2 protein-coding genes are annotated in these 4,412 nt (G+C 48.6%); both read left to right on the top strand.

Annotated elements, in window-relative coordinates; all coding sequences use genetic code 11:
• Window positions 1-518 precede the first annotated feature (518 nt).
• Window positions 519-3,386 carry a hypothetical protein gene (locus KDK19_RS22725; protein ID WP_257293011.1) on the top strand — a complete coding sequence of 956 codons (2,868 nt, stop codon included), beginning with the start codon at window positions 519-521 and terminating at the stop codon, window positions 3,384-3,386.
• A 165-nt stretch (window positions 3,387-3,551) separates the two neighbouring features.
• Complete coding sequence (locus KDK19_RS22720; RefSeq protein WP_257274981.1) at window positions 3,552-4,364, top strand: PTS sugar transporter subunit IIA; 813 nt, start codon at window positions 3,552-3,554, stop codon at window positions 4,362-4,364.
• Window positions 4,365-4,412 lie beyond the last annotated feature (48 nt).

The raw sequence follows: 4,412 nt of genomic DNA, 5'->3' as shown, positions 1-4,412 counted from the left end.
ATCCTCAATTTTCTGCCGTCCTCGCTACGGGCGCTATTCTCGGTCAGGCTCCTAGCAAGGACTTCAGGCAGATAACGTGTACTCATAGCGGCTTTCTTTTGTTTTCTCTTCAGGTCTGTGGCTATTCCGGTGCATTCGGTCACTCAGTCCGGTAACATCCGGCCAGTGATTTAGTGAGCATTCATGCTGAGGCCTTATCCTGATGTGCACTTCTGTATCCAGACGATTGACCCGGCAGATTACCTGAAGCAAATCATGATCCTTCATGAACTCATCTAATGAACGTAAAAATTGACGCTACCGCCCGTGGATTTGACCATTGTCTTTTATTGACGCCGGGGAGCATGGGACCAGATAGCTCAGGAGTGAAATTTTTGGATAGCAAAATATTGTGCGCTTATGAAAGGTGAGACGGTAGGTGTGCCTTGGCGAACCCGTGCAAGCTCGCTGCAATAAAGTCGTTGCGTTGAGTTCGAGCGTGTTACACTTTTGTACGAGGCGATAGGAAACGCAAAATAATGAAATTAGGAAGCGAAGGAACGGGCAGGAAGCTCCCACATCTGGCTCCATCTTCAGACTTGCCCAATGAAGTCCAGGGGGTTCACAAGAAAGAGATTACCCGCAAGCAGATAGTGTCTCGCTCAGAACACAAACCCTTCCGGTCACTGGCTGAAAGGGGGATTGAGGCGGTTCCCGTTAAACCCGGTCTGTTGACCCGTGCACTCAGTTCACTGTCGTCCAGTTTTCTGTCTTTCTTCAGCTCTGCGATTGCATCGGTTGCCAGCAACAGTCAGAAAGAAGTTCGCGATTTAATCAATAGACAGCTGGAAAACCAGACAATAATCCATCGAGATATTAAAAAGCTTGAGGAAGGTTTGAAGCCTATTGAGGGGAGACTGCAAACTTTGCGCGAAAGTGTTGAGCTTCTGACTCCTGAACAGATAGGCGAATACGGTGATCTGATAGCAAAGCAGCTCACAAAACACGAGCAGCTGGTTATCAAGAGGGCTCATTTAAGAAAAACCGTTGAGCAGGTGCAATCTTATGAACAGAGTCTGTCTGCCAGTAAAAGTCAACAGTCTCTGAATATGAAAGTGTTGGAAGAGAATATCTCAACCGGCATTGAAGCCCTCATGCTACTGAAAGATGTTTTTAATAAAAGCCAGAAAAAGAAGCACCAGGGCAAGGTGTTTGAAATGCGTCTGGGCGATATCAAAGTGACCGATCCTGACCGTTATGATTTTCAGGTTAAAAATCTGGTGGTCAATGTCGGGCGTTTCTGTTTTGAGAAGGGTTATCTTGAGCTGGAAGTGCCGGAGCTCTCTGCCCATTGTTTTTCTGAGGGGGAAAGCAAAGCGGTTGGCCCTATCAAAATGAAGGGGAGCTGCCGGGTTCGCATTGGTGAGCCTCTTGCTGAACCCTTGAACAAATTATTGACTTGTAGAAAGACAGAGATTTTTAGCGCCTATAAAAAAGTTTCCGAAGCATTGAACTCCCTGTCTGCAGAAACATCCGGACTGGCTGCGCAAAGGCGTCTGGGCGACATTATTCAGTGTTCGGTTGATGGTCTGGAAATGGCAGGGGGGGAAGTGAAGTCAGATCTGTTCACTGAAGCAATGGGAGAAGGGATCATCCGATTATTCTCTCCGCTTGTGACAACCTGGAAAAAAGAACTGGGTGCCCATAGCCTTAAAGAGTCCAGAGTTAAAGAAGCTGGCGATACTGTGAAAGCCGAAAGTTTTGCAGCCCTGTGTCAGGTTAGAGAAAAATCGATAAAGATGTTGGAAGAGGATCTTCCAAAGATTAAGGAAAGTAAGACGAAAAAAGCCTGTCAGGCCATACTGGCGGAATACCGGACAGACCTGAAGCGATCCCGAAATGTGTTGCAGAAGAAGAAAGAGGCGCTATCGGCTCAGAAAAATCATACGGCGGCTGTTGTGTATCGAGAGGCCAATGCCGGAAAATCTGTCCAGTCTTACCAAAATGCCCTGAAGCTCTTTCATACCTTAAGAGGGATTACCAGAAGGCAAACGTCAGGCCAGTCAGCATCTGAATCGATTCATTTCAGCGAGCAGCGCATTGACTTCACAGACACTTCCCATGCCGAATTATCGTCCGCTTCTCTCAAGCTTTCCGGGTTCAGCCTGGGTGATGATGGTGTGCTTGAAATCAAAGTGCCTGATGTTTCCCTGAATCTGGGGCTGGTCAACGAAGTGTCTGATACCTGTGAAGCGTTTCCGGCCAGCTTCAAAGACGTCTCTCTGAAAGTGAGTTCACCCATGGGAAGGATTGTCCATGAAATACTGCTGCTGGACTTTCCTCTTGAGTTTCGGGCACTGGAACGGCTATGGAAACAGTATCAGGCTTGTACCTCTGAACATTACAGCTCTCTTGGTGCCCATGAGCCTGTTAATGTGGCCAGTTACTTTTCTGTCGACATAGGCAGTATGGCTCGTTTGGCAGACGGGGATGTTCGGATTGAAGCTGTAGAGCGACCGGATGAAGATAAAGAGTTGATGGTTCTTGCCGTCTCTCGTCTTATGGGACAGAAGCTTGAGGTCGGCGAGCTGGGTCAGCTGTTTCAAGAAGAAATGGGTATGAATCCTCAGTCGTCCAGTCAGCTTATGAACCTGCTTTGTCTGGGCTTGCTGGGGGAACCGGAACCTTTGATGAACCCTGCGGCTTTAGTGGATGCACCCCTCAAAAATACCGTTGAACAAGTCTCAGTCTCAAGATCTCCGGAAGCTCCTTCTCCTTTTAATGAGCAGAAAGATTTATCGAGTCCTGCTAAACCGACATCCTTACCTAAAGACGTTGAGGTGACTCCAGTCATCAATCAAGAAGGTGATATTAGAGTTAATTCGCTCCCTCAAAGATCAAAACAAACATCGAGTCCTCCTTCTGAAACCCCGGGAGTTAATAGCGATGCCTTGTCAGAGAGTAAAGGTGAAAGCAAGAAGCAAGTGTTCAGGGCACTTCAGGAGGGCGGTGAAAAAACAGTACTGTCCAAGACAGAGATTCGTATGGGCGACCTAAGCCGTTGTCCGGGGGTCAGTCAGTTGAAAGCAAGGGTTAATGGTCACACACCGCAAGTGAGCTTTGCCCTGAAAGCGCCTGTTCTCAAGGTTCTGGGCAAGTTACCTTTGCTGTTGAGTTGGTTGGTGGGATCTGATCTGTCTTTATCGGTTCAGGCTCCCCTGAAAGAGGATGTAGTCCAACTCAGTCAACCTTCCCTTCAAGTTCATAGTGCGAGAGTGCCTTTTTTGGGTACCTGGCTTGCCAATTTTTGGTTAAAGCGTGCCTTGGCTAAAGGGCAGTTAGCCATTAACTCCCATCAGAGTGAAGGGCAGGCGGATCTGCAATTCGTGGGGGTTGAGCAAGCCTGAAGTCAGGATCAGCCCTTCTGTAGTGAATTCTGTCTCGTCCCGGTCTACTTTGTAAGGGGCATAAACTATAAAAACACTGACCCGAAGGATAACTGGCTATAAATGCCTTCTTGCGTTTCGGCTATAGTTTGTTGGCTGGGACGATTTAGCGCGGTTCGTTCACTGATGTTAAAACTCGAAAAAACACAGATCTTTTTGCAGCAGGAGGCTAAAAACAAGCACGAGGCTTTGCAGTTGGCTGGCAGCAAAATGTTGGAAACCGGATTGGTTTCAGCCGACTACCTTCCGGGCATTCACGCCCGGGAGACGCTGGCTTCCACTTTTCTGGACAACGGTATCGCCATACCCCACGGCATGCCTCAGTCTCGCCATGCCATTAAAAAAACGGGTGTGGTGGTCATTCAGTTTCCTGAGGGCGTTGAGTGGGGAGTGAATCAGCCCGTTTTTCTGGCCTTTGGCGTAGCGGCCCACTGCCATGAGCACCTCAGGATTCTGGGGGGGCTTACCCGGGTTCTGGATGATCGCCTTCTATGCCGTTATCTGGCTCGTACCCATGAGCCTGAAAAAATTATCGATGCGCTGGAGGGCAAACCTCTACCGGGGCTTGGCAGTCTCAGTGAATGGCAAAAGGCTTACTTAAATCAAAGCCGGAGAGAAACCTCTGAAAGAGGCTGGGTCAGTCGCACATGCACTAGAAGCAGGGAGCTGACCAGGGAGTATCTCATTAACAATATCAATGGTTTACATGCCAGATGTGGCAGTGCCATGATTGCCGCCCTTACGCACTATGACACCCGTGTATATGTGCGCAATGTCAGCAAGAATGGTGAGTATGTCAACGGCCGCAGTCTGGTCAAACTGCTCGGCCTTGAGCTGGTTTGCGGTGAGACTCTGGGTATCAGGCTTTCCGGTCTTCATGCACATGAAGCGTTAAAGCGGCTCGACCAGTTGATTTCAGAAGAGTTTACTTTGATCTAGCAGCCTGTCGGACTTAAGGCTGTCCTACTGCGGTTGCAATAAATTGGT

The sequence above is a fragment of the Endozoicomonas sp. ONNA1 genome, assembly GCF_024606325.1.
Taxonomy (GTDB): Bacteria; Pseudomonadota; Gammaproteobacteria; order Pseudomonadales; family Endozoicomonadaceae; genus Endozoicomonas_A.
Note: the sequence above shows the minus strand (reverse complement) of the source record. Positions and strands in the feature narration are given on the sequence as shown.